The organism is Dactylosporangium sp. NPDC006015 (assembly GCF_040614215.1).
Taxonomy (GTDB): Bacteria; Actinomycetota; Actinomycetes; order Mycobacteriales; family Micromonosporaceae; genus Dactylosporangium; species Dactylosporangium maewongense.
Window position 1 is genome coordinate 326,419 of the sequence record NZ_JBEXUD010000004.1, and the last position, 20,014, is coordinate 346,432.

Annotated in this window: 25 protein-coding genes and 1 pseudogene; 9 read left to right on the forward strand and 17 right to left on the reverse strand. The window is 73.4% G+C overall.

Annotated features, from left to right (window positions below):
* The first annotated feature begins 27 nt into the window (after positions 1–27).
* Complete coding sequence (locus ABZ321_RS10020) at positions 28–1,323, forward strand: GNAT family N-acetyltransferase (protein ID WP_354890704.1); 1,296 nt, start codon at positions 28–30, stop codon at positions 1,321–1,323.
* A gap of 137 nt (positions 1,324–1,460) precedes the next feature.
* Here ABZ321_RS10020 and ABZ321_RS10025 read toward each other — a convergent pair whose 3' ends face one another.
* The 6 genes and pseudogenes from ABZ321_RS10025 to ABZ321_RS10050 all read right to left on the reverse strand — a co-directional run bounded on the left by ABZ321_RS10025 (position 1,461) and on the right by ABZ321_RS10050 (position 3,658).
* Positions 1,461–1,649, reverse strand: a complete 189-nt coding sequence (locus ABZ321_RS10025) for a hypothetical protein (RefSeq protein ID WP_344504898.1) — start codon at positions 1,647–1,649, stop codon at positions 1,461–1,463.
* Complete coding sequence (locus ABZ321_RS10030; RefSeq protein WP_354890794.1) at positions 1,624–2,355, reverse strand: sulfite exporter TauE/SafE family protein; 732 nt, start codon at positions 2,353–2,355, stop codon at positions 1,624–1,626. Before ABZ321_RS10030 ends, ABZ321_RS10025 begins: the two co-directional genes overlap by 26 nt.
* A gap of 114 nt (positions 2,356–2,469) precedes the next feature.
* A pseudogene (locus ABZ321_RS10035) lies at positions 2,470–2,568 on the reverse strand (fluoride efflux transporter CrcB); the annotation flags it as partial.
* Positions 2,565–2,813: a CrcB family protein gene (locus ABZ321_RS10040; RefSeq protein WP_344504899.1), complete on the reverse strand. Its 249-nt coding sequence runs from the start codon at positions 2,811–2,813 to the stop codon at positions 2,565–2,567. The gene ABZ321_RS10040 and the pseudogene ABZ321_RS10035, both read right to left, overlap by 4 nt.
* 49 nt (positions 2,814–2,862) lie before the next feature.
* Positions 2,863–3,039 (reverse strand): hypothetical protein, encoded by a 177-nt coding sequence (locus tag ABZ321_RS10045; protein WP_354890706.1) that lies wholly within the window; start codon positions 3,037–3,039, stop codon positions 2,863–2,865.
* Positions 3,040–3,235: 196 nt separating this feature from the next.
* The gene (locus ABZ321_RS10050; protein WP_354890708.1) at positions 3,236–3,658 is read right to left on the reverse strand and encodes a PPOX class F420-dependent oxidoreductase; all 423 of its coding nucleotides are present in this window, start codon (positions 3,656–3,658) and stop codon (positions 3,236–3,238) included.
* A gap of 49 nt (positions 3,659–3,707) precedes the next feature.
* Here ABZ321_RS10050 and ABZ321_RS10055 point away from each other — a divergent pair, with 49 nt between their 5' ends.
* The 3 genes from ABZ321_RS10055 to ABZ321_RS10065 all read left to right on the forward strand — a co-directional run bounded on the left by ABZ321_RS10055 (position 3,708) and on the right by ABZ321_RS10065 (position 5,964).
* Positions 3,708–4,076 carry a MerR family transcriptional regulator gene (locus ABZ321_RS10055; protein WP_344504902.1) on the forward strand — a complete coding sequence of 123 codons (369 nt, stop codon included), beginning with the start codon at positions 3,708–3,710 and terminating at the stop codon, positions 4,074–4,076.
* A gap of 5 nt (positions 4,077–4,081) precedes the next feature.
* Positions 4,082–4,663: a LysE/ArgO family amino acid transporter gene (locus ABZ321_RS10060; protein WP_354890710.1), complete on the forward strand. Its 582-nt coding sequence runs from the start codon at positions 4,082–4,084 to the stop codon at positions 4,661–4,663.
* Positions 4,664–4,785: 122 nt separating this feature from the next.
* Positions 4,786–5,964, forward strand: a complete 1,179-nt coding sequence (locus tag ABZ321_RS10065; protein ID WP_354890711.1) for a hypothetical protein — start codon at positions 4,786–4,788, stop codon at positions 5,962–5,964.
* A gap of 67 nt (positions 5,965–6,031) precedes the next feature.
* Here the strand turns inward: ABZ321_RS10065 and ABZ321_RS10070 are convergent, their stop codons facing one another.
* A complete protein-coding gene (locus ABZ321_RS10070; protein WP_354890712.1) occupies positions 6,032–6,700 on the reverse strand; it encodes an SDR family oxidoreductase in 669 nt (222 codons plus the stop codon).
* Between the two features lie 66 nt (positions 6,701–6,766).
* Between ABZ321_RS10070 and ABZ321_RS10075 the strand changes: the two genes are divergently transcribed.
* Positions 6,767–7,141, forward strand: coding sequence for a MerR family transcriptional regulator (locus tag ABZ321_RS10075; RefSeq protein ID WP_354890713.1), 375 nt, complete (start codon positions 6,767–6,769; stop codon positions 7,139–7,141).
* A 120-nt stretch (positions 7,142–7,261) separates the two neighbouring features.
* Positions 7,262–7,849: a GNAT family N-acetyltransferase gene (locus tag ABZ321_RS10080; RefSeq protein WP_354890714.1), complete on the forward strand. Its 588-nt coding sequence runs from the start codon at positions 7,262–7,264 to the stop codon at positions 7,847–7,849.
* On the opposite strand, the gene ABZ321_RS10085 is transcribed toward ABZ321_RS10080, so the two are convergent.
* The 6 genes from ABZ321_RS10085 to ABZ321_RS10110 all read right to left on the reverse strand — a co-directional run bounded on the left by ABZ321_RS10085 (position 7,805) and on the right by ABZ321_RS10110 (position 13,078).
* On the reverse strand, positions 7,805–8,491 hold the full coding sequence (locus ABZ321_RS10085; RefSeq protein ID WP_354890715.1) for an alpha/beta hydrolase: 687 nt from the start codon (positions 8,489–8,491) through the stop codon (positions 7,805–7,807). The two genes, ABZ321_RS10080 and ABZ321_RS10085, sit on opposite strands and share 45 nt — an antisense overlap.
* A gap of 117 nt (positions 8,492–8,608) precedes the next feature.
* The gene (locus ABZ321_RS10090; RefSeq protein WP_354890716.1) at positions 8,609–9,472 is read right to left on the reverse strand and encodes a sugar nucleotide-binding protein; all 864 of its coding nucleotides are present in this window, start codon (positions 9,470–9,472) and stop codon (positions 8,609–8,611) included.
* 86 nt (positions 9,473–9,558) lie between these two features.
* Positions 9,559–10,983, reverse strand: a complete 1,425-nt coding sequence (gene rox / locus ABZ321_RS10095; protein WP_354890717.1) for a rifampin monooxygenase — start codon at positions 10,981–10,983, stop codon at positions 9,559–9,561.
* Positions 10,984–11,137: 154 nt separating this feature from the next.
* Positions 11,138–11,437 carry a nucleotide pyrophosphohydrolase gene (locus ABZ321_RS10100; RefSeq protein ID WP_344504912.1) on the reverse strand — a complete coding sequence of 100 codons (300 nt, stop codon included), beginning with the start codon at positions 11,435–11,437 and terminating at the stop codon, positions 11,138–11,140.
* 21 nt (positions 11,438–11,458) lie between these two features.
* A complete protein-coding gene (locus ABZ321_RS10105) occupies positions 11,459–11,977 on the reverse strand; it encodes a GNAT family N-acetyltransferase (RefSeq protein WP_354890718.1) in 519 nt (172 codons plus the stop codon).
* A gap of 126 nt (positions 11,978–12,103) precedes the next feature.
* A complete protein-coding gene (locus ABZ321_RS10110) occupies positions 12,104–13,078 on the reverse strand; it encodes a WYL domain-containing protein (RefSeq protein WP_354890719.1) in 975 nt (324 codons plus the stop codon).
* A gap of 108 nt (positions 13,079–13,186) precedes the next feature.
* On the opposite strand from ABZ321_RS10110, the gene ABZ321_RS10115 reads away from it, so the two are divergent.
* Positions 13,187–13,582, forward strand: a complete 396-nt coding sequence (locus ABZ321_RS10115; RefSeq protein WP_354890795.1) for a RidA family protein — start codon at positions 13,187–13,189, stop codon at positions 13,580–13,582.
* Positions 13,583–13,655: 73 nt separating this feature from the next.
* On the opposite strand, the gene ABZ321_RS10120 is transcribed toward ABZ321_RS10115, so the two are convergent.
* Complete coding sequence (locus ABZ321_RS10120) at positions 13,656–14,045, reverse strand: hypothetical protein (RefSeq protein ID WP_354890720.1); 390 nt, start codon at positions 14,043–14,045, stop codon at positions 13,656–13,658.
* 82 nt (positions 14,046–14,127) lie between these two features.
* The gene (locus ABZ321_RS10125; protein ID WP_354890721.1) at positions 14,128–14,496 is read right to left on the reverse strand and encodes an integrase; all 369 of its coding nucleotides are present in this window, start codon (positions 14,494–14,496) and stop codon (positions 14,128–14,130) included.
* Positions 14,497–14,701: 205 nt separating this feature from the next.
* Between ABZ321_RS10125 and ABZ321_RS10130 the strand changes: the two genes are divergently transcribed.
* Complete coding sequence (locus tag ABZ321_RS10130) at positions 14,702–15,823, forward strand: hypothetical protein (RefSeq protein WP_354890722.1); 1,122 nt, start codon at positions 14,702–14,704, stop codon at positions 15,821–15,823.
* A gap of 3 nt (positions 15,824–15,826) precedes the next feature.
* On the opposite strand, the gene ABZ321_RS10135 is transcribed toward ABZ321_RS10130, so the two are convergent.
* Both ABZ321_RS10135 and ABZ321_RS10140 read right to left on the reverse strand, forming a co-directional pair.
* The gene (locus ABZ321_RS10135; RefSeq protein ID WP_354890723.1) at positions 15,827–16,564 is read right to left on the reverse strand and encodes a VOC family protein; all 738 of its coding nucleotides are present in this window, start codon (positions 16,562–16,564) and stop codon (positions 15,827–15,829) included.
* Positions 16,565–16,574: 10 nt separating this feature from the next.
* Positions 16,575–18,356 (reverse strand): ATP-binding cassette domain-containing protein, encoded by a 1,782-nt coding sequence (locus ABZ321_RS10140; RefSeq protein ID WP_354890724.1) that lies wholly within the window; start codon positions 18,354–18,356, stop codon positions 16,575–16,577.
* Positions 18,357–18,822: 466 nt separating this feature from the next.
* On the opposite strand from ABZ321_RS10140, the gene ABZ321_RS10145 reads away from it, so the two are divergent.
* Positions 18,823–20,004, forward strand: a complete 1,182-nt coding sequence (locus tag ABZ321_RS10145) for a hypothetical protein (RefSeq protein WP_354890725.1) — start codon at positions 18,823–18,825, stop codon at positions 20,002–20,004.
* The last annotated feature ends 10 nt before the right edge of the window (positions 20,005–20,014 follow it).

Below are 20,014 nucleotides of genomic sequence, written 5' to 3' on the forward strand. Positions count from 1 at the left end.
CCGGAGCGGCTCCGCAGGATCGGATCTATGACGATCGAGATCAGGCCCGTCACGCGGGACGAGGCGCCCGAGTACCTGCGCGTGCTGCCGTACGTCAACGGGCTGCCGCACTGGGAGCCGGCGCCGGCGGCGTGGCACGGCGGGCCCGAGGCGTGGCCGCCGCCGAACCGGCCGGCGACACCGGAACAGGTGGCCCGCTGGGTCGAGGAGGTCGTCACGGCCGGGCACTTCCACCCGCAGGCCGCGTTCGACGGCGGCAAGGTCGTGGGCGGCTCGGCGATGCTGTCGCTGGCGATCACCGTCCCCGGCCTGCGCGAGGTGCCGTTCGGCGGGGTGACCGCGACCGCGGTGATCGCGACCCACCGGCGGCGGGGCCTGCTGCGCGGCATGATGCAGGCGATGTTCGACGAGGCCCTCGACCGGGGCGAGCCGCTCGCCGCGTTGAGCGCCAGCGAGGGCGGCATCTACGGCCGGTACGGGTTCGCGCCCGCGACCCGGCGGACCCGCTGGGACCTGGACCGCGCCGAGGCCGCGTTCGCCGACGCGGACCCGCCCGTGGGGTCACTGGAGCTCGTCGACGCCGCGACCGCCCGGCAGGCGTGGCCCCGCGTCCACGAGGAGGCCCGCCGCCGGCAGGTCGGCGAGCTGCGACCGGTGCCCGGCAAGTGGAACGGGCTCAGCGACGACGCCACCGGCCCGGACGGCCCCACCCGGTACCTCATCCACCGCTGCCCACAGGGAGACGTCGACGGCGTCGCGAACTTCCGGCTGCCGTGGACGCCGCTCGTCGAGCACACCGGCACCCTCGTCGTCGACGCGCTGCAGGCGGCTTCCGTGGACGCGTACCGGGCGATGTGGATGCTGCTGACCGACTTCGACCTCACCCGGCGCGTCACCGCCCCGACCCGGCCCGCCGACGAGCCGCTGCGGTGGATGCTGCGCAACCCGCGCGCCCTGCGGGTCACCCGCCAGTCCGACAACCTGTGGCTGCGCGTCCTCGACCTGCCGGCGGCGCTCACCGCACGGTCGTACGACACCACCGCCGACCTCACGATCGCCGTCGACGCCGACCCGATGTGCCCCCGCAACACCGGCACGTGGCGGCTGTCGGCGACCCCCGACGGCGCGACCTGCACCCCCACCCGGACCCGGCCCGACCTGACGCTGACCGTCCAGGCGCTCGGTTCCCTGTACCTCGGCGGCATGTCCGCGGCGCTGCTGGCCGCCGCCGGCCACATCCGTCCCCACCACGACGGCGCCGTCCCCGCCCTCGGCCGGCTCTTCCGCACCGACCCGGAGCCGTTCAACTCCTTCGCCTTCTGACCCCGCCCGCCGCATGACCGGTCAACATGCAGACGCCCTCGCCGGGCCGGTGCAGCGGACGACCGCTGCCGCGAACACGGGTGGTGTGACCTGCCGGGAATTTTCGGATTACGGTTTCCGGTAATCCGCAAAGGCCGTCAGGCGAGGTCGGCGCCGTACACGTGGTCGACGGTCATCGACATCAGCACCCGGCGGTCGGAGACCATCACCGTACGGTACTCGTCCCAGTCGGGGTTGTTCGCGAGCGGCGCGGCCGTGGCGGTCGACGAGGGCCTCGGGGGCGTGCGGGGATCGGCGGCGTCACAGACCGAGCAGGAACAGCACACCGGCAGCGACCAGACCGGCCTCGACCAGGACGACGAACACGCGGTCGCTGGTCCGCCCGACGATCTTCCTGCCGACCCAGGCGCCGGCCAGGGTGGCCGGTGTGAGCGCCGCCCCGAACAGCAGCACCCGGCTCGTGATCAGATCACCGGTGCCGTACGCGGCGATCTTCGACAGGTGCATCGTCAGCGCGCTGACGGCCTCGGTGCCGATGTACGCCGCGCGGGTCAGCCCGTAGGCGAGGAAGAGCGGGGCGGTCAGCGGCCCGACGGAGCCGAGCAGCGCCGAGCCCAGGCCGGAGGCCGCCCCGACCACGGCGAAGCTTTGCTCGGCGGGCTTGCGCGGCCGCGGGTTGCGGCGCCGCCAGACAACGACGCCGATGAGAAACACGCCCAGCAGCCGTTTCAGCGGGCCGAGCGGCGCGTGCGCCAGCAGCAGCCCGCCGGCGACCGCCAGTGGCACCGCACCCAGAGCGAACCAGCCGATCAGCCGCCAGTGCAGCTCCCGGCGGTTCAGCCACCCTCGGAAGGCGTTGCTCGACACCTGCGTCAACGTCAGCATCGGAACCGCGACGCGGAGTCCGAACAGTGCCGTGAACACGGGCAGCAGCAGGACTCCGCCGCCGAACCCGGCCACCGCCGACAGCAGCGCCAGACCGAACGCGGCCGCCGATGCCACCGCCAACGTCGGCAGGTCGTCGAGGTTCACCCCACCCAGCCTGCCAGGTCGCGGCGGATCAGGTCCACGTCCGGCGCCGGTACGTGGGTGTGGCTCACGAGAACGCGGCGGCGAGCGCGCCGAGATAGGCGGCGCCGAGGCCTGCGGGAAGATGGAGTCGTTGCGGGACTGCACGGTCCGGTCGGTGAGATAGCGCAGCGGCGCGCCGACCGCGGCGCCGAGCAGGACCAGCAGCAGCGTCACCGGACCGCACCCGTGGCCCGCCGGACGAGCCAGCTGATGGTGGCGGTGGCGGCACATTCGGCAAGGAGCGCCCCGAGCACGGTGACCGCGAGGTACAGCAGGCCGATGCCGGGCCGCGCGGCGACCGCGGCCCGGTGGATGTCCACGACGTAGGTGGAGAAGGTCGTGTACCCGCCGAGCACCCCGACGCCAAGGAACGCCCGCAGCAGCCGTTGCCGGGTGGCGACCTCGGTGACGATGACCATGAGTACGCCGATGAGCAGAGCACCCGGACACGTTGATCACGAAGATGGCTCACGGGAACCCGTCCGAGCGGTGCGGCCAGGCGGCGCTGAGGCCGAAGCGGGCGGCGGAGCCGAGCGTTCCCCCGGTGCTGATCGCGGCGAGGACCGGCAGCGCGTGCGGGCGTAGCTCGGCGGGCACGTGGAGGTCGACGTCGGGGTCGACGGGGCTGGTTGTGGGGTCTTGCATCGCGGCGGCCCTCCCTGCAGGCATGCGTCAGCTGTCTGCAGGGACCGTTGGCGTCGTCGCGATTCACCCGGTTCGGGGTCGGCGGGCCCCACCGCCGGTTCGACCGGCCCGACCCGGTCACGCACGGTCACGCTACCGCGGTCCGGCTGCCGACACCGGCAGGCACGGGGGCTGCGGGTGTGACAGCGGCGTCGGGTCAGGCGAGGTCGGCGCCGTACACGTGGTCGACGGTCATCGACATCAGCACCCGGCGGTCGGAGACCATCACCGTACGGTACTCGTCCCAGTCGGGGTGTTCGCCGGCGGCGCGGCGGTAGTAGTCGACGAGGGCCTCGACCTCGGGGCCGTGCGGGTCGGTGCCGGGGCCGGTGAGGGTGGCGATGCCCTCGGCGGTCGCCCACGACCTGCCGTCGGCGCCGGTGACCTCCAGCGTCGCCCGTGGGTCGCGGCGCAGGTTCGCGGTCTTCGCCCGGCCCTGTGTCATCGACACGAGGATGACCCCGGCGGCGCGGTCGTAGAACGGCATGACCGGGGACAGTTGCGGGCGGCCGTCGGCCTTGATGGTGGCCAGGACCCCGAGCCGGCTGGCGGCGAGCAGGTCGTGCGGGTCGAACGTCATGACAGAATCGTCAACGTTCACACCGGTCGAAGGTCAAGCGGGGGCGCTCATGCTGATCGGGGAGCTGAGCCGGCGCACCGGCGTGCACGCGCACCAGCTGCGCTACTACGAGGCGCAGGGCCTCCTGGAGCCGGGCCGGGCCGCGAGCGGCTACCGCGACTACGCCGACGACGCGGTGGTGACCGTCGCGCAGATCCGTCACCTGCTGGAGGCCGGGCTGTCGACGCAGGAGATCCGGGCGCTGCTGCCGTGCGCTTCCGGTGCCGTGCCCGAGCTCGAACCGTGCCCGGAGCTGCTGGACACGCTCCGCGCCAGGCTGCACGGGCTCGACGGGCACATCGACGCGCTGTCCCGGTCGCGGGACGCGCTGCGCGGCTACATCACCGCCACCGAGCGGCGGGCGGCGCGCATCCGTTGACCGGCGTGGGTTCCGCGCTGGCCGGGTTCGGTTTCTCGCTCGGGCTGATCGTCGCCATCGGCGCGCAGAACGCGTTCGTGCTGCGGCAGGGGCTGCGCCGCGAGCACGTCGGCCCGGTCGTGGCGATCTGCGCGGCCGCCGACGCGACCCTGATGAGCGCCGGGATCGCGGGTCTCGGCGTCGTCGTGGCCGGCGCGCCGGCCGTCCTGACGGTCGTGCGGTGGGCGGGTGCCGCGTTCCTGCTCGGTTACGCGGTCCTCGCCGCCCGCCGGGCGCTGCGACCGGCCGCGTTGACCCCGCTGGACCATCCGCCGGCGACGCTGCTGGCGTGCCTGGCGTTCACGTTTCTCAATCCGCACGTGTACCTCGACACGGTGGTCCTGCTCGGCACCGTCGCGCACCAGCATCAGGACCGGTGGGCGTTCGGCGCTGGTGCGGCGGCCGCGAGCCTGCTGTGGTTCACCGCACTCGGTTTCGGTGCCCGCCGGCTGGCGCCGCTGCTGGCCCGCCCGGCGGCGTGGCGGGTCGTCGACGCCGCGATCGCCGTCGTCATGGCGGCGCTGGCCGTCTCGCTGGTGAGCGCCTGACCAGGAGCGCCGGCGCCCCACGTACACCGGCGGCACGAGACGACTGGACAAGCGGTGGCCAACACGTCGGCGGTGCCGTGGCGGGGACACGGGACAGTGGCCGGTGCCGATATGTTGCCGGGATGGACGTGCATGCGCGGTTCATCCGTGACCGGCGGGTCCCTGTCGGCATCGCGCGGCGGCTCGCCGGGCTCGGGCACGCCGGGATCCTCCGGGTCCGGGCCGCCGCGGGCGACGAGGGCTGCGCGCAGGTGCTCGCCGAGCACGACCCGGACGACGCCGCGCTGGACCGGTTCACCGACGCGGGATGGTTGCCGGTGCTGCGGGCCCGCGCCGCCGCCCTGCACGGGCGGGGGCGGACCGGTGAGGCGTTGGCGCTGCTCACCCCCTGGGTGGACGATCACCGGGTGGCGCGGGAGGTCGCGGCGCTGCTCGGTGCGCAGGGCCGCGTCGAGGAGGTGTTCGCGCTGTTGGTACCGCGGCTGGGCGAGGCGGGGGTGGCCGCCGCTCTGTTCGAGGTGGCGGCCGCGGCGGGTCGCGGCGGCGAGGCGTTCGCGGTCCTGGAGCCGCTGGCCGGCGGTTCGGCGCACGTGGCGGGGGTGGTCGCGGCGGAGCTGGAGCGGCGGGACGCGGTGGATGAGGCGGTCGCGGTGCTGCGGCCGCACGCCCCGTACGTGCTGGATCAGGCGGGGCGGCTGCTGCACCGGCACGGCCGGGCCGGTGACCTGCGGGACTGGGCGGCCGACGTCGCCTGCCGCGGCTACCGCGACGGCCGCCTCACGATGTGGCTGGCCGAGGTGCTGGAGCGGCAGGGTGACGTCGAGGGGGCCGCTGACGTGCTCAAACCGTTCGACGGGGTGCCGCTGGCTCAGCTGTACAGCCGCAACGGCCGGATCGAGGAGGCGGTCGCGATCCTGACCGAGCTCGCCACCCGCGGCGACGATCCCGAGTGCGCCCTGCACGCCCTTGGCGGGATCGCCCCGGACGCGGCCCTGGCGTTGCTGGAGGACACGCACGACGTGGATCTGCTCATGATCCGGGTGGAGCTGCTCGTCGAGCGTGGCCGGGTGCCCGAGGCGGTCGCCGCCCTGCGGGCCTGCCCCGACCATGACCTGCCGTCGGTGCGGGCGCGGCTCGGTGAGCTGCTCGCCGGGCAGGGCCGTGAGGACGAGGCGATCGCGGCGCTGTCGGACCCGTCCGGGCTTGCGCCGGCGACGTTGCTGGCGGAGCTGCTGCTGCGGCGCGGGCAGGTCCAGGACGCCCTCGACGTCCTGGACCGCTACCACAACCGCAGGCGGTGACCGGGGCCTGCGCCGCGTAGGTCACGTCTTCTCGCGTCCTGAGGTGGTGAGCGCGTCGCTCGCGCCGTCAGGTGGTGAGTGCGGCCTTCGCCGCGCGGCTCGCGTCGTCCACCAGCACCTCGGTCCAGCCTCTGGCGACGCCGTCGAGGGCGGTCGCGGCGACGAACGCGGGGTCGAGCTTCGGCACGTCCCAGCCGGCCATCATGTCGGTGTCGGCGGCGCCCAGGTGCACGCCGGTGACGTGGGTGCCCTGCTTCGCCAGCTCGAGCCGCACCCCGTTGGTCAGGCTCCACTGGGCGGCCTTCGCGGCGCTGTAGGAATTCGCGCCGTCGTAATTCGCCCATGACAGCAGCGACAGGACGTTGAGGATCGCGCCGCCGCCGTTCGCCGCGAGGACCGGCGCGAACGCCCGGATCACCTGCAGCGTCCCGAAGTAGTGCGTCTCCATCTCCAGGCGGACGGCGTCGAGCGGGCTGCCGAGGAGGTTGGTGTACGTCGCGACGCCCGCGTTGTTCACCAGAAGTGTCACGTCCTTCGCGACGCCGGCGGCTTCCTCGATGCTGCCGGGGTCCGTGACGTCCAGCCGCAGCACCCGCACGCCGGGGAGGTCGACGGTGCGTGGGTCGCGTGCGGTGGCGTACACGGTCGCGCCGCGGTTGAGCAGCTCCTGGGCGAAGTGCCGGCCGAGGCCGCGGTTGGCGCCCGTGACGAGCGCGACCGATCCGTTGATGTCCATGCCGGTTACGCTAGAACCTGACGTTGACGTCAGAGGCAAGTGTGCTGGGCGTGAGGAGGGTCGCAGGTGCGGATCGGGGAGCTCGCGACGAGGGCGGGCGTCAGCGTGCGGGCGCTGCGCTACTACGAGGAGCAGGGCCTGCTGGGCGCGGACCGCAGCCCGTCCGGGCAGCGCCACTACCCGGACGGCGCCGTCGACCGGGTGATGCTGGTGCAGCAGCTGTACGCGGCGGGCCTGTCCAGCCGCCGCATCCTGGACCTGCTGCCGTGCGTGTACACCGGCCACGCGACCCCGGAAACCCTGCGGCTGCTGGCGGAGGAGCGGAGCCGGATCGACGCGCAGGTCGCCGGTCTCACCGCCACCCGGGACCGTCTCGACGCGGTGATCGCCGCCGCCGAGGCCAGCGTCACCGACGGCTGCGTCCCCCCAGGGACCGCCTGACGACGCCGCTCTGTCCGACGACGTCACCGGCCCCGCGACGGCGCTACGCTGATGGATGCCGCCGGGCGGCGTCGTTACCGATTTTCGATTTCCGTATTGCCGTCAATTACCGTCGGCGGCATGCCGTCGCTCGTGACACCGGCACTGCCGGTAGGGACCCTCGCCGCATCCGTTCAGCCGGTGCTGGACGGCGACGGCCTGCGGTTGCGGCCGTGGCTGCCCGCCGACGTGGACGCGGTGGTCGAAGCCTACTCCGATCCTGACATCCAGCGCTGGCACTGCCGGTCGATGAATGCCGCGGAGGCCCGCGACTGGATCGCCCGCTGGCCGGCGCGCTGGCGGGCGGAGACCGGCGCCGGCTGGGCCGTCACCGCCGGCGGCCGGGTCGCCGGGCAGATCAGTCTCCGCACGATCGACCTCGCCGAAGGGCTGGCGGAGGTGTCGTACTGGGTGCTGCCGTCCGCCTGTGGCCGGGGCGTCGCGGGGCGGGCCCTGGCGGCGCTGACCGGGTGGTCGTTCGGGACGCTCGGCCTGCACCGGGTCGAGGTCTGCCACTCGACGGCGAACGTGCCGTCGTGCCGGGTCGCGGGCCGCGCCGGGTACGCGCTTGAGGGCACGAAACGCGGCGAGGCCCGCCACACCGACGGCTGGCACGACATGCACCTACACGCGCGGGTCGCCGAGGTGCCGGGCGAAGAACCGCACTGAGCTGTCGTGCTCGAACGCCGGGACGTCTCCGTGCCCGCCGGGGTTCGCGTGCAGCGTCTTGTCCGCGGACCCGAGCGCGTCGAACAACGCGAGCGCCTGCTCGCGGGGCACGAGCTCGTCGTGCCACTGCAGCAGGAACTCCACCGGCACCGTCACCTCCGCCGCCGCGTCGAGCGGGCCGGCGGCGAGACCGAGGACGGCGGCGCCGATGCGGGGTTCGGCCGCGGCCAGCGGGATGCCGATCCCGGCGCCGAGGGACGTTCCCCAGTACCCGACGGGCCCGTCCGGCAGCGCGTCGATGACGGCCTGCCAGTCGGGCACGGCGAGCGCCGCGAGCGCCGAGTTGAACGCGACGACCTCCGGCAGGCTCGGCCGGCGGCCGTGCCACGGTGGGGTGATCGGGGGCCGGTCGCCGTGCCCGGGCGCGTCGATCGCGGCGACGGTCGCGCCGAGCCCAGTCACGAACCGGCGCGCGCCGGCGACGACGGCGGGTGCGGCCTTGTGCTGGCGTCCGCCGTGCCCGATGAGGATCAGCGGGCCGCCGCCCCCGCCGGCCGGGGTCCACAGGGTGCCGGGGATGTCGCCGAGGACGAACTGCCTGCCGCAGATGCCGTCGGCGGTCGTGCTGGAGATGTACCGCACAGGTGTGCTGCCTTCCGGGATGCCGTGTCGCGGGCGCCCCGGCCGGTCACCTGGGTCAGGTGAGCCGTTCGACCATCGGGGAAGGGAGCACCCGTCCTGTCACCACGTGCACGGGTCTCACCTCCTCGGGTCGGGTCGGTCACCGGCGACGGTAGCAGGCCCGGCCATGAACTCGCCGGCCGGTCGCAGCCTGACCCGCAGCATCGACTCGGCGAGAGCGCTGGTGAGCCGCACGTCCAGCGGCCGGTTCGGGAACAGGTCCCTGCTGCGGGCGGCCGGTATCGTCGCGGGGTCCAGGCCGTCGCGGGCGGCGACGAGCAGGCCGAGCTCGTGCCGGCTGATCGGCTGCGGACCGGCGATGTTGAGCACGCCGCAGTGGCTGCCGGCGGCGACCTCGAGCAGCGCGGCGGCGAGGTCGTCGACGTGGACCGGCATCCGGATCTCGTCGGTGAACAGCGCCCCCTGCACCCGCCCGGACGCCAGGTCGTGGGTGAGGACCTCGTGCGCGCCGCGGCCGTCGCCGAGGATCGTCGAGGTCCGGACCAGCACCGCGTCCGGGTGGATCGCGGCGACGGCGGTCTCGGCGGCGGCCTTCGCCGCGCCGTACCGGTATGTCGGGTCCGGTAATGCGGTTTCGTCGTAGTGGATCTCCCGGCCGGAGAACACGGCGTCGCTGGACATGTGCACGAGCCGGATGCCGGCGCCGGCGGCGGCGACCGCGACGTTGGCGGCGCCGTCGGCGATGGACGCCCAGTCACCGCGGTCCCGTCCCGCGGCCGTGTGGATGATGACGTCGGGGCGGGTGTCGCGCAGCAGCGCGCCGATCGCCGGCCGGTCGCGGATGTCGAGGCGCACGTCGCCGCCGCGGGCCCGGTTCGCGAACCAGGTGCCGGTGACGGTCCATCCGCCGGCGGTGGCCTGCTCGTACACGCGCCGCCCGAGCGAACCGGTCGCGCCTGTCACCAGGAGTGTCCCCGTCATGGGCATGGATCTTATGCGGTGCTGCGCCGATCCTGGCGCGGTCCTGCACGGCAGCGCGGGTGGACGCCGAGGTGGGATCCTGCTGGTCAGGTGGCCGCCCCGAACCACGTCCCGAGGCGGATGTCGAGGTCCGTCTGGCCGTCGCCGGCCCACGCGACGTACCCGTCGGGGCGCAGCAGCACCGCCGGCACGTCGAGGTCGTCGCTGACGTCGACGACGCGGTCGACGCGGTCCGCCCAGCCCCCGGCCGACAGCCGGCCCGCCTGGTCGAGCAGCAGTCCCCTGCCGGCATGCATCAGCTGGTACAGGCGGCCCTGCTTGAGCGGGACGTCCCGCAGCCGCCGGCCGACGAGATCGTGGCCGCCGCCCAGGTCGTACCGGACGGAGATCGCGGTGATCTTCTCGATGAGGTGCCGGTTGACCTCCTCGAAGCTCATCAGCTCCGCCAGCAGCCGGCGCACCGCCTGCGGGCCCGGCTCCGTGCGCAGCAGCTCCGTCTGCGCCCGGACGTTGTCCAGCACGTCCTCGGCGACCGGGTGCCGCTCCGCGTGGTACGTGTCGAGCAGCCCGTCCGGCGCCCACCCGCCGACGGCCGCGGCGAGTTTCCAGCCGAGGTTGACCGCGTCCTGGATGCCGAGGTTCAGCCCCTGCCCGCCGAGCGGCGGGTGGACGTGCGCGGCGTCGCCGGCGAGGAACACCCGCCCGGCCCGGTACTGCTCGGCGTGCCGGGTGCCGTCACCGAACCGCGACAGCCACCGCGGCGAGTGCACCCCGAAGTCGGTGCCGGCGAATACCTGCAACTGTTTCCGGAAATCCTCCAATGTCGGCGGCACGCCGCGGTCCTCGGCGACCCCGTCCGCGGGCACCACGACCCGGTACGGGCCGCTGTCACCGGACCGTCCGAGCCCGAACCGCAGCTGCGTCTTACGGATCTCGGCGACGATGCTGGTCACCGTCTCCGGCGCCGCGGTCACCTCCATCTCGCCGAGCAGCGTGTCGGCGCGGCTCGGCTCGCCGGGGAACGCGATACCTGACAACCTGCGGACGGTGCTGCGCCCGCCGTCGCATCCGACCAGGAACCGTGCCGTGTGCCGGGTGCCGTCGGCGAGGTCGACGGTCACCCCGTCCGGGTCCTGCGCGAGCCCGACGACCTCACGGCCGCGTCTGATGTCGGCGCCGAGGTCCGTGGCGTGCTCGGCGAGGAGCCGTTCGGTCACCGGCTGCGGGATGCCGAGGACGTACCCGTGGGCGGTGTCCAACGCCGGCGCCGGTTTCGTGATCCCGGCGAAGAACCCGCCGACCGGGGACCGCCGCCCGTTGTCGAGAAACCGTTCCAGCAGTCCCCGCTGCTCCATGAGCTCGATGCTGCGCACGTGCAGCCCGAGCGCTTTCACGTACGCGGCGGGCTGCGGCTCCTTCTCCAGCACCATCACGTCGACGCCGTGCAGCCGCAGCTCGGCGGCGAGCATCAGCCCCGTCGGCCCACCCCCGGCGATGATCACGTCACGCATGAAATCCCCCATTCGCCACGAATGGAGCATTCTGCCGCACGCCCGTGGTCTTGCCGCAAGCCCCGGGGTGCGATATACGTTAGAAGTGGCAGGGAGCGTTTCTCCTTGCCTTTCTTTGTTTCCGCGCCCGGATCGTTTGCCGCCCGCCGGGTGGTCAGGTCAGGTGCCGCTCGATCCCGTCGGTCATCCGCCCGAACTCCGCGACCAGGTCGACGCCGTACCGGTCGGCGAGCACGAGCACCGACCACAGGCAGTCCGCCAGCTCATGCCCGAGCCGGTCCCGGGCGTCCGGGATCTCCCGCCGCCCGTCCACCGCCATGACCAGTTTGGCGAGGTCCCCGACATCCCCGACGAACCCCAGCGCCAGGTCACCTGTCGTCCACGCACCCCGCCCCGCGGCGGTGTTGTGCTCGTCGTACATGGCGGCGATCTCAGCGGCCCGTGCCTGCAACATCGAAAGATCCATTGCCGGAATCTACATTCGGGTCCGCGGTGCCGGGTCCAGGACGTAGCGGCGCAGTCTGACCGGGCTGCCGTCGTCGGCGACCCAGTCCGCGTCCGTCGTGGTGAGGTGCCGCCAGCCGGTCGCCTCGTAGAAGGCCGTGGCCGCGGACCGCCGTTCCTCGGTGACGTCGAGCGTCAGCACGTGGCCGTGCCGGGCCGCCCACGACACCACGCAGGCAACCAGCGCCCCGGCGACGCCGCGGCGGCGTGCCCCTGGGGCGACGTACAGCCGGGACAGGTCCGCCCGTCCGGTGTGCGCGGCAACGTCACCGCCGCCGTCGTGCAGGTACCGGACGGCGACGTGGCCGACGATGGCACCGGTGGGGTCTTCGGCGAGCCAGGCCTGGAGCAGGTGCGGCGGGTTGAGCCAGCGGCGCGGGTCCGCCGGCCAGCGCAGCGGGTATCCGTCGGTCTCGTGCACGGCCCTGAGCATCTCGATGCAGGTGTCGAGGTCGTCCGGTTGCCGGAGCCGCATTGTCGGGTGCCGCATTCGACAATTCTCGGCCGGGACGCCTTGGCGTGGGTCTCAGCGTCCACGGAAGCGACCTCTGGTGGCGTGGCGCAGGGACGACGAGACCGGGCCTGCCCGGCGGCGGGGCGCGGCGTCGCGTCCCGGTCAGGCTGGTTCCGCGTAGCGGGCGGCGATGGCGGCGGCGCGGTCGCGCAGGGACGTGCGCAGCCATCGCGGGGTCAGGGCTTCGGCGTTCGTGGCGAGTTGCCACAGCGCCCATTCGGCGTGCCGGCCGTCCTGGAACGTGACCTCCATCCGCAGCCAGCCGTCCTCGTCGGTGGTTTCGGCGAGGACGGCCAGGACGGTGCCGGCCAGGTCCTCCCGGCGGGCGGGGTGCAGCCGGACCAGGACGGTGACCTGGTCGCCGCCGGTCCGGAACCGGGTGCTGCGTTCCTGCCAGGCACGGTCCAGGTCGATGCGGTCGGGCCGCTCGGCAGGCTCGTCGAGCTCCTCGGCGGCCACGATCCGGGACAGCCGGTAGGTGCGGTCCTCGCCGGATCTCGTGGCCAGCAGGTATCCCTGGTCGCGGACCGTGACGAGGCCGACCGGGTCGACGGTGCGCCACGTCGGGCTCTGGCGGACCGGCGCGTAGTGGATGCGCAGCTTGTGGCCGGCGAGGACCGCTCGGCGCACCTCGGCCATGACCGCGTCGGGGACCTCCTCGCCGACCTGCCGGCGCGCGAGGAGGTCGGTCTCCGGGTCGATCAGCAGCCGCTGGACCGCGCCCGCCGCGGTGGTCCGGTAGCTCTCCGGCAGCGCGTCCACGACCTTGCGCATCGCGGAGGCGAGCGCCGACCCGAGCCCGAACGCCTGCGCGCCGCTGCGGGAACCGGCGACCAGCAGGGCGAGCGCCTCGTCGTGGTTCAGGCCGGTCAGCTCCGTCTGGAAACCGGGCAGCAGCATGAACCCGCCGTGCCGGCCGCGTTCGGCGTACACGGGGACACCGGCCGCGGACAGCGCCTCGATGTCGCGCAGGACGGTGCGGGTCGACACCTCCAGCTCACGGGCGAGGGTCGCGGCGGACAGCCGCCCGCGCTGGCGGAGCAGCAGCACCAGCGAAACCAGCCGGTCGGCGCGCATCCGGGAACCTTCCTGCAATACACGACACAGGATGTCGTGATTCGTTGGCAGGCTCATCACCACGGACGGCCCGCCCGTCCACCCGATCCGAATGGAGCAGATGTGGCATTGCAACGAACGGCGGTCAACCCGGTCGCCTGGTCGCTCGACATGGGATTCAACCAGGGTGAGCTCGTCTCCGGGGAGACCCGCACCCTGTACTGCTCCGGGCAGACCGCGATGAGCGCCGACGGCCGTCCCATGCACGACGGTGACATGGCCGCGCAGCTGGCGTTGAGCCTCGACAACCTGGAGGCCGTCCTCGCCGAGGCCGGCATGTCCCTGGAGAACCTGGTCCGGCTGAACGTGTACACGACCGACGTCGACCTGCTGTTCCCGCACTACGGCGTCCTCGCGTCCCGGCTCGGCGCCGCGAAGGTCGCGCCTGCCACGACGATGCTCGGCGTGACCCGGCTCGCGATCCCGGGTCAGCTCGTCGAACTGGAGGGGACCGCCGTCGCGTGACGCGACCCGCTGTGCTCGTGCCCGGCGGCTCGGCACGAGCACAGCGGCAGGCATCCGGCGGGGCGTGCACGCGCTACCCGCCGCTGATCACCTTGCCGCCGAGACCCGACCGGGACGTGGGCTGGCCGACGAGTTCGACCAGCACCTCGTCGCGGCAGTCGTCGCCGAACACGGCGGTGACGGCATCGGTGAACGCCGAGACGAGCCGCGCGACGACACCGGCGGCGTCCGGCCGGGCGAACACCTCCTCACGCATGCCGAAGGTGACCGACGGCGCGGCAGAGGCGACCGGCACTCCGCCGCGGGCCCACCGCCCGGCCGGGATGCCGATGAGCCTGACGTCGACCGACGGCCGGGCCCATTCGCCGTACACGGACACGACGGCGTCGGTGAGTTCCCTGATGAGGCCGGCCTCTCGCCCGGCGAGGTCGGTTTCGAGAGCGTGGAGCGTCACGTGGGGCATCGGCGGCTCCTCGATGTCAGACGGCGGCGATGGACGAGCATAGGTCGCCCGGCCGGCCACCGGCACCGCGTTTCCCGGCAGGTCACCGGTGTCGTTCGCCGGCCCACGCCACGTCGGTGACGACGAACCCGGGCAGCGCCACGTCAGCGGCCGACGTGACCTGGAAGGTGCCCCCGCGGGATTGCGGTTTCCAGCCTGCACGCAATCCGTATTCGATGAGGGTCCGGACGTCGGCCGCGGCAGGGTACGGGTACGCGTCCTCGTCGGCGGCGACCGGTTGACGTCGAACGGCCAGGTCGGCCTGCAGCGCGCAGCCGGTCCGGCCGGCGCCCCACACGCGGATGCGGATGCACCGGTGCTGCCGGCCGTCCGGGCCGGACGCGGCGCGGATCTGCGCCGTCCACGTGTACTCCCGGTCGTCGATGTGCAGTTTCCGCAGCCTCGACCTCATCCGCGCATGATCCCACCGGCCCGCGCAGGCCGCCGCCGGTTATCCCGTTGGCTTCGGTTTGTGATGGCAGAATCCCGCCGTGCTCTGTCATGCGTGTGATCGGGAGATGGTGCGGTGGGATCTCCCGCCGTCGCGGTGGTTCCGCGAGACGTGGGTGTGCACGTGGTGCCACGCGGACACCCGACTCGGACACGTGGATGGCGAGGTGTCGCGGGCGATCTACCAGCGGTGGGATCTGCGGTGGGAGGCGGCGTGCACGGACATGCTGGCCGACCCGCGCCGGCATGCGTACGGGTTGTTCCGCGCCACGCTGTGCGGGATCGAACGGCCGGACATGACGGGTTCCCAGTTCGGCATGTGGGGCGGCCGCCCCGGCGAGTGCCCGGCGTGTACGGCGGCGGCTCGCGCCATCGACGCGCGGTGGCCGGTGCAGCGGCGCGACGTCGGTGACGTCTTCGTCGACATCACTCCCCTGCCGCTCCCCCGGGACGTGCCGGGCCACGTCAGCCCGCCCGATGAGCTCGGCCTTCCGGACCTGCGGTTGCCGGAGCTGCCGCAGCGGACCGGGCGGGTCGTTCCCCGCCCCATCCGCGCCGCGGACGACACCGGACAGCCGGCCGGCGACGTGGACGACGGGTTCCGTCAGGTCGGCGCCGGGGCGGCCGCGGTGCGTCTTGAGGCGTTCTGGCCGGGGGTCGGTCTCGGCCCGTACCGACCGTACGACAGGCGAGAGCGGATCTTCGCCCATTTCCAGGCGTACCCGCTGCACACGCTGCCGCGGGTGGACGAGGCGTCGTTCACCGGCGACTTCTCCTGGTTCGGCGACCCCGGCGACCCGCTGGATTACCGCACCGCGGTGACCGACCCGATCGCGGCGGACCTGGCCACGGACGGGCTGACGCTGCCGGCGGACTTCGTCGCGCTCATCACCCGCGCGAACCTGCACCGCCTCCTGGACCGCGAAGGGCACCACGCCTGCTGGACCGACGTGACCGGGCCGCTGCCAAGCCCCGTGCATCCGGATGACCGGATGGTCCTGTTCTTCCGTGACCAGCAGAGCTGCATCGTGTGGTACCTGTACCTGCACCGCGACGGCGGCAGCTGCGTGGTGTGCTCCGCCGACGACTTCACCTATGAACCAGGGCCGCACTACGGACGCGACACCGTGTACTGGTGCGCGCCGACAGTGGAGCTGTTCGCCTACCGGTTCCTGATCGAGGCGCGGCTCGCTACCGCGATCGATGAGCAGCGCCGCGCCGGTGACCTCGACCCGGAGCTGCTCGCGTACCTCGCCCACTACGTCCCCGGGGCCACGGGTGTGAGCTGAACGTCACGCGGGGGCGAGGACGCAGAACTCGTTGCCTTCCGGGTCGGTGAGAACGACCCACGAGACATCGCGCTGCCCGACGTCCGCGGGAGAGGCGCCCAGGCCCAGCAGGCGGGCCACCTCCGCCTGCTGGGTGTCGCCGCGGTTCGGCACGACGTCGAGGTGCGCCCGGTGCCGTGCGCCTGGCAGGTGGGGTGTGCGAGCGAACTCCAGGAACGGTCCGGTGCCGTTCGCCGATCGCAGCAGCGCACGGTCGCTGGTCGTCTCGTGCACGGTCCAGCCCGTCGCCTCGCCCCAGAAGCGAGCCATGATCTGCGGGTCGGCGCAGTCGACGGCGACCGCGCCGATCGGCCCGGTGCCCCGGTACAGCTCCCGAGGCTCCAGGACGCAGAACTCGTTGCCTTCCGGGTCCGCCAGCACCGTCCGCCGGCCGTCGCCCTGCCCCACGTCGGCGAGCGTCGCACCGATTTCCTGCAGGCGTGCGACCAGTTGCAGGTAATGGGCACCGGAGGTGGTGGCGAGTTCGAGGTGCGCGCGGTAGTGCACCGTCGAGGGGTCCGGGACGGCGATGGCGTCGACGCACACGGGCGCGTCGGGGTCGGTCCAGTCGAACCCTTTGGGTGCGGCGCTGGTCGCGCCGTGCCCGCCGCGGGCCACCCAGCCGAGTGCCGCCGCCCAGAACCGGCCGAGCGCCGCGTCGTCGCGGGCTTTGAGGTTCACCTGGACAAGTCGCAGCGCCACGCCGCCCACCCTATGCGGGCGGGGGGCCGGCCGGTCCGACCAGGCCGCCGGGTGCGACGTGGATCTGTCGTGTCGTGGCCGAGGTCCCTGCCCGTTCGCGCCACCGCCGGTCGTGGGTGACGGTGAGCACGGCGCCGGGGTAGTCACGCAATGCGTCCTCCAACTGTTCGAGGAGTTCGGGGGCGAGGTGGTTGGTGGGTTCGTCGAGCAGGAGCACGTCGCTGGGGCGGGTGACGGCGACCGCGACCTCGAGGCGTCGGCGCTGTCCGACCGACAGGTGCGCCACCTGCCGGTGCAGGTCGTCGGGGTGGAACAGGCCGAGCCGCAGCAGTGTGTCGGCGGCGTCGTCCCGGTAGGCGCCGGTGGCGGCGGCGAACGCGTCGAGGAGCGTCGCCGGTGTACCGGTTGTGACGTCCTGCCGCAGCCAGGCGACGCGGATGCCGGTTCGCCGCCAGACGGTCCCCCACTGTGGTGTGAGCTCGCCCGCCAGGACGTTCAGCAGCGTGGTCTTCCCGGCGCCGTTGGGTCCGGAGATCAGCAGCCGGTCGCCGGGCGCCACCGCGAGCGCGTCCAGCCGCAGCCTCGGCCCGCCGTCGTCCAGGCGGACACCGTCCGCCCGGATCAGCACGGCCTTCTCCTCGGCGGCACCGGCGGACGCGGCGGCCGGTCCGTTGAAGGCCGCGGTGGAGGTCAAGGTGGAGGTCGGAATGGAGGTGAAGGCGGGTGTGAACCGGAGCGGGTCGGCGGGCCGTGGTGCGGGGTCGCCGCGCAGCCGCGCGAGCCGCTCCTTCGCCATCCGGATCCGTCCCATCGCGCCGTGGTCCCGGCCGCGGGCCCGGAACGCGCCGTGGCCGAAGACCGCACGTTCCGCCTTCCGCGGTATCGCGTCGAGCCGGAACGCGTTGGCGGCGACGATTGCCTGCTGACGGGCGAGGTCCTGCCGCCATGCCTCGTACTCGTCGAGGAGCCGGCGTCGTTCGCTCGCACGTGCGGTGAGGTATCCGGCGTAGCCGTCGCCGTATCGGCGCAGCGCACCGTCCTCGACGTGCACGATGTCGGTCGCGAGCCGGTCCAGCAGCGCGCGATCGTGGGTGACGACCACCAGCGCGCCGCGGTGCGCGTCCAGGCGGTCCTCCAGCCAGGCGATGCCGGCGTCGTCGAGGTCGTTGGTCGGCTCGTCGAGCAGCAGCAGCTCCGCCTCGGACGCCAGCGCGGCGGCGAGCGCGAGCCGGGCCCGTTCGCCGCCGGAGAGCGTGTGCACGGGCCGGGACCGGTCGAGGCCGCCGAGCCCCAGCCGGTCAAGGCCCGCGTCCACCCGCTGGTCGAGCTGGTACCCGTCGCGGGCCTCGAACCGGTCGACGGCGGCGCTGAGCTGCTCGAGCAGTTCGTCCCGCTCGCCGGGGCCGGCCGCTGCCAGCCGTTCGGCGGCCCGCTGGGTCTCGGCCTCGAGTGCACGGATGTCGGCGAGCAGGTCGTCGAGTGCGTGCGTGACGGTCGCGTCCGGCCGGAACCGGGGTTGTTGTTCGGCGAACGCGGCACCGCCGGGCAGTTCGACTGCCCGCTCGCCGGCGGTCAGCTCCACGGTCCCGGCGAGCACGCGCAGCAGCGTCGACTTGCCAGCGCCGTTGTCACCGATCACGGCGATCCGCTCGGCCGGACCGACCACGAGGTCGATCCCGGCCAGGACGACCCGTTCGGCGAACCGGACGGTCCCGCCGCGGATCGCGCACACCCGGTGCGGCCGCGATGCCGCCGGCTGCACCTGGGACAGGGAACTCGGGGAATGGGTCACGGGAACTCCTCCCCGCGACACGCAGGTGATCAGGACCTGCCGTCGCGGAACACGTGCCGCTGTCGGGCACATGGATGGACGGGGACCTCGCGCGGCCGGCGCAGTGGCCGGCGAGCGCGCAAGGGACTCACCGCGGAGAAAGCCTCAACGCGGTGTCCCGTACTAGAGGAACAGCGAACCCACGACGACGAGGCTACCCAGCGAGCCCGAGCCACGCCCGCGAATTACGGGCAGGCGCCGCCCCAGTGGCGCGCAAGCCAACCGGCGCGACAACCACTGCCCGCGCCCGCCCATCGACCGCTGTCGCGCACATAACGGTGATTATGGTGTACGCCTCCAGCGGCTAATTATCGAATTATCGGTAACAACAATTCGGTAATCCGGCGTGTTGCGAGCGGGGAAGTTCTGGACTACCCCTACGCTCATCGGTGTACGAACGCAGCGCGGTGAGACCGGGGAGGGTCGCGTGAGCAGAGCGGTGCAGGAACCAGCCGGCGACACGGGGAACGTAACGCTGGACGAGCAGGCGCTCGACGCCGAAGAACGGCCCTGCGCGCACTGTCACCGGCCGGTGCCGCAACGCAACTCGGTCGGCCGGCCGTTCCGGTACTGCCGCGACAACGACAACGCATGCCAGAAAGCGGCACGCAACGCCCGGCTGCGGCACCGCTCCTCCCCCGGCCTGAGCGGGCAGGTCGCGCGGGCGTTCGAGGTCGCCGAACGCCTCGACCAGGTGGTGGAGGCGCTCGTGGACGCCCTGCACGCCGAGGTGTCCCCGACCGGCGTGGAACGGCAGATCGCCCAGGCCAGAGCCGACGCCGCCGCGACGGTCCTGACCGCGCACGCCGAACGCGACGACGCCCGCGCCGCCGCGCAGCACGCCCAGGCGGCCGCCACCACCGCCGGACAGCACGCGAAGACGGTCCAGGACCAGGCCGACGCCGCCGTCAGCGCCGCGCACGCCGAGCGTGACGCCGCCCGTACCGACGCCGAAAACGCCAGACGGGAGACCGCCGCCGCCAGGAGCGACGCCGAACAGGCCGCGGCAGCGGCCCGCGCCGCCGCCGAGGAGGCCAGGGTGCAGGTCGCGGAGGCCAACGCCGCCGCGGCGCGGCAGGTCGAGGCCGCGGAACAGGTCGCCCGCGACGCCGACGCCGCGGCCAGGGTCGCCGCCGTCGAACGTGACACCGCCCGCCGGGAAGCGGCGACCGAGGCGGCGCTGCGCGCGGAGGCGTACCGGGAACGGGACACGGCCCGCGCCGCCGCCGCGACCGCCGTCCGGGACCGGGAGGCCCTCGAACGGACCCTCGACAGCCGCGCCGAGGAAACGACCCGGCTACGGCGGCGCCTCGACTCGGCACACGAACGCGCCGAGCGGCTGCAGGAGGAAACCATCGTCTCGCAGGGTGAGATCCGCCGGCTCGAGGGTGAACTGGACCGGGCGAGGGACCGCGCCGAAGACCTCCGCGGGCAGCTCGCCCGGGCCGTGGAACGCGAGGTCACCGCCCAGAAGCAGCTGGAGGCGCAGCTGGCGACGCTCAGCGGCGCGCTGGCGCAACTGACCGGTTCCCGTCAACCGGTGACGTCACCTGCCGAAACTACGGGTGGTGAGACGCGCCACGGTGACGCCAAACTGGTCGATCATTGAAACCCAACGT